This window comes from Halolamina salina, assembly GCF_042678005.1.
In the GTDB taxonomy this organism is placed as follows: Archaea; Halobacteriota; Halobacteria; order Halobacteriales; family Haloferacaceae; genus Halolamina; species Halolamina salina.
Window position 1 is genome coordinate 6,770 of record NZ_JBHUDH010000034.1, and the last position, 4,088, is coordinate 10,857.

A 4,088-nucleotide genomic window follows, 5' to 3' on the forward strand; every position below is an offset into this window, starting at 1 on the left:
GCGAGGCGGGAAAACTCGCCGAAGGCGAGGCAAACCGCCTCGAAGCGAGCGGCGAACGGAGTGAGCCGCGAGCAGTGAGGGCTGTGCGGGGCGGTGCGGTCACAAGGTGCCAACGATCGAGATGCTGTTGCTGTACGGTTTCTTCAGAACTACCAATCAAGCCCCAAATCAGTCCTGGGCCGCGAAGAACATCTCCAGCCCGTTCCGCGTGATCCGCACGTCGATCGTCCCCGTCCCCGTCACGTCGACGCGCTGGGCGTCCTCGTAGGGACCGGTGACGATGTGGACCCGCGTGGGGATCGGCGCCTCGCCCGCGTCGGGCGAGGGCGCCACGTCGGGGACCAACTGCCGGGAGCCGGGCGGGACCGTCCCCTCGAAGTCGGGCGCCGGCGGGTCGCTGCCGTCGTACTCGGCGACCGGCGTCACCGTCGCGGTCACGTCCCGGGCGCCGCCGCTGCGGTTCTCGATCGCCAGTTCGACCGCGTCGTTGGTCAGCGACGTACAGCCGGCGAGCGCGACCGCGACCGGGAGAGGGAGGAACGAACGGCGTGAGAGCGCCATTACCGACGGTCGGGGATCGGGAGAGAAACCGTCGTCGGTATCGGTCGCCGCCGGGAGGGGTTCAGGGCGTTTCACGGCTACCGCGCGGCTTCCCGTCTCGTGCTACTCACGGCTCACTTCGTTCGCCGTTCGTACTCCGAGGCGGTTTGCCTCCCCTCCGGGGAGTTTTTCCGCCTCGCTACTCCTCGGGGTGGGCCCACTTCATCGCCTTGCGGACCGAATCCTTCCGGCCGATGAACGTCACGCGGTCGCCGCGTTCGAGCGTGAAGTCGGCCTCGGGGACGAACGCCTCCTCGTCCCGGCAGACCAGCCCGATCAGACAGCCCTCGGGGAGCTGCGGGCCGAGGTCGCGGATCGTCTCGCCGATCAGCGGATCCGCGGTGACCTCGATCTCCTGGACGTCACCGGTCTCGCCGATCCCCTGCATCCAGTTGGCGAGCGCCGGGCGCTCGATGTAGTTGTCCATCGCCTGTGCGGTGGCCATCGCCGAGGAGATCGTCCGGACGCCCAGCTCCTCGAAGGCGTCGACGTTCTCGGGGTTGTTCGTCCGCGCGATCACGCGCTCCGGCGAGAACTTCGACTGTGAGAGCTGGGAGATCAACAGGTTCGCGTCGTCGTCGCCGGTGGCGGCGACGATGATCTTGGCGTTGTCCGCGCCGGCCGACCGGAGCACCTCCGTGTCGGTGCCGTCGCCGTGGTGGGCGGTGAACCCGGCGTCCCGGACTTTCTGAATGCGTTCCTGGTTGTTCTCCACGATGACGACGTTCTCGCCTCGGTCTTCGAGGCGGGTCGCGAGCTCGCGCCCGACCGACCCGCCCCCGACGATGATGACTCGCATGGGTATGACGTTGAGTTTCTCCGCGATCTGGCGGGCCAGCCCCGCCTCGAACAGCACGGTCAGCAGGATAGTCAGGAAGACGGTGCCGACGAGCACGTCGGCCGCCTCGGGCATCCCCACCTCCGGGCTCCGGAGCTCGATGGCGAACAGCGTCGCCACCGACGCCGGGATGATCCCGCGCGGCCCGACGAAGCTCATGAACAGCTTCTCCTCGGTGGTGATCCGGTCGCCCGCGCTGGAGACGAACACCAGCAGCGGCCGCAGCACCAGCGCGACGACGACGACGACGCCGATCCCGGCGAACCCGAGATCGAGCAGCACGTCGAACTGGAGCAGCGCCGCCAGCGTGATGAACACGAACGAGAGCACGATCAGCGTCACGTCGCCTTTGAACGCCGCGATCTCCTTCTCGTAGGGCACGTCCGCGTTCCCGAGCAGGATCCCCGCGACGGCGACGGCGGCGACGCCGGCCTCGCTGGCGAGGTAGTTCGCGGCGGCGTAGGCGACGAGCGCGCCAGCGAGCACCAGCAGCCGGGCGTTGCGGGGCGCGTTACCCGGCGAGAGGTCGACGTACTGCAGCGCGTAGTACAGCAGCCCGGCGACCGCGATCCCGACCAACAGCCCGTAGCCGAGCCGCTCGGCGAACAGGGTCACGAGCGCGCTCGGGCCGGACGCGCCGGTGGTGATGATCTCGAAGATCACCACCGCGGAGATCGCGGCGGTCACGTCGTTGACGATCCCCTCGGTGTCGAGCGCGACGCCGACGCGGTCCCGGACCGGAACCACGTCGAGGATCGGCGCGATAACGGTCGGCCCGGTCGCGACGAGCAGCGACCCGACGAGGAAGGAGACGAGCCAGTCGACGCCGAGCAGGTAGTGGACCGCCACGCCCGTCCCGACCAGCGCGATCACGGCGCCGACGGTGACGAGTCGGAACGCCGTCTTCGGCGCCTCCCGGATCTCCTCGATCCGGAGGTGGAACGCGCCCTCGAAGACGATTATCGCGACGGAGAGCCCGACGATGGCCGACAGCGCGGCGGTCCCGAACTCCACGGGGTTGAGCAGCCCGGTCACTTCCGGGCCGAGCAGGATCCCCGCCGCGATCAGGAAGACGATACTCGGCACCCGGAAGCGGTCCGAGAGCACCTGTGCGATGACGCCGATACCGACGACTCCGGCGACGACCGCGATCAGCACGGCTGCCTCGTTCCCGGCCATCTACGGCACCTCGGCTGTCGCTGATCCGTTCGCCCTCACACAACAACGGTCCGGTGGACGCGGCTTAAGGCTGACTACCGCGGCCGGTTACTCGTAGAGATCCTCGACCTCGTCGCTCCAGCGGTCGAGAATCTTCCGGCGCTTCTTCTTCATCGTCGGCGTGAGGAGATCGTTCTCTGGGGTGAACTCCTCGGGCACCAGTCGGAACTGCTTGATCTGCTCGTGGCTCTCGAACCCCTCGTTGATCGTCTCGACCTCGCGGCGGATGCGGTCACGGACGCGGTCGTCGTGGCAGAGTTCGTCGTCGGACTCGGGGAGGTCCAGCCCCTCACGCTCGCCCCACGCGCGGATCGCGTCGAATGCGGGGACGATCAGCGCGCCGACGAACTTCCGGGCGTCGCCGACGACCATCGCCTGCTCGATCAGTTCGTTGTCGGCGAACGCGTCCTCGATCGGGCCCGGCGGCACCATCTTCCCCGTCGAGAGCTTCAGCAACTGTTTCGCCCGCTCGCGGAACGCGATGTAGCCGTCGGGACGGATCTCGACCACGTCGCCGGTGCGGAACCACGGCTCGCCGCCGTCGTCGGCCTCGTCGAACGCCTCGTCGGTCGCCTCGGGCTTCTCCCAGTAGCCGTCGGTGACGTTCGGGCCGCGGACGAGCAGTTCGCCCGTCTCGCCCTCGATGTCCTCGCCCATCACGCCGATGGACTCGTCGAGCTTCGTCTCCACGTCGACGACCGGCGGGCCGATCGTGCCGGGTTTGGGGTCCTCGATGGGGTTGACGCTGAGCACGGGCGCGGTCTCCGTGAGGCCGTACCCCTCCAGGATCGGGATCCCCATCCCGTGGAACAGCCGGCAGAGGTCCTCCGAGAGGCTGCCGCCGCCGGAGACGAAGAAGTCGACGTTGTCCCCCAGCGCCTCGCGGACGCTGGAGTAGACCAGCTTGTCGCCGATGTTGTGCTTCAGCGAGAGGATGGTGCCGGGATTCTCGGCCCGCTCGTACTCGCGGGCCACGTCGACGGCCCACTCGAAGATGCGCTGTTTGATCGGCGACTCGCTGGCCTGCTCCCGGACGGCGGCGTACAGCTTCTCGTACACGCGCGGGACGCTGGTGAACGTCGTCGGCTCGACCAGCTTGAAGTCCTCACGCAGCGTGTCCGGGCTCTCGGCGTAGGCGATGGTGGCGCCGGCCGCGAACATCAGGAAGTGGCCCGACAGCCGCTCGAACACGTGCGCAAGCGGGAGGAAGGAGAGCGCGACGGTGTCGGTGTCGGTCGTCGGCAGGTCCGGGTCGCGGTCGGGGCGGGGACCGAACCGCCGGAAACACTGGTTCACGTTCGACCGGAAGTTCCAGTGGGTGAGTTCGACGCCCTTCGGCTGGCCGGTGGTGCCGGAAGTGTAGACGAGGCTCGCGAGGTCGTCGCCGTCGCGCTCGTCGAGCCAGCCCTCGTAGGCGTCCTCGTCGAACGCC

The 4,088-nt window shown here is 68.6% G+C and carries 3 protein-coding genes; all 3 read right to left on the minus strand.

Annotated elements, in window-relative coordinates:
• Positions 1-168: 168 nt before the first annotated feature.
• On the minus strand, positions 169-561 hold the full coding sequence (locus ACFR9S_RS04275; RefSeq protein ID WP_379818127.1) for a hypothetical protein: 393 nt from the start codon (positions 559-561) through the stop codon (positions 169-171).
• A 178-nt stretch (positions 562-739) separates the two neighbouring features.
• Complete coding sequence (locus ACFR9S_RS04280) at positions 740-2,617, minus strand: cation:proton antiporter domain-containing protein (RefSeq protein ID WP_379731132.1); 1,878 nt, start codon at positions 2,615-2,617, stop codon at positions 740-742.
• 87 nt (positions 2,618-2,704) lie between these two features.
• On the minus strand, positions 2,705-4,088 hold a 1,384-nt coding region (locus ACFR9S_RS04285; RefSeq protein WP_379818128.1), incomplete at its 5' end, for an AMP-dependent synthetase/ligase.

Coding starts and splice junctions, on each gene's coding strand:
- ACFR9S_RS04280 (WP_379731132.1), bottom strand. CDS start 2,617: ATGGCCGGGAACGAGGCAGCCGTGCTGATCGCGGTCGTCGCCGGAGTC.
- ACFR9S_RS04275 (WP_379818127.1), bottom strand. CDS start 561: ATGGCGCTCTCACGCCGTTCGTTCCTCCCTCTCCCGGTCGCGGTCGCG.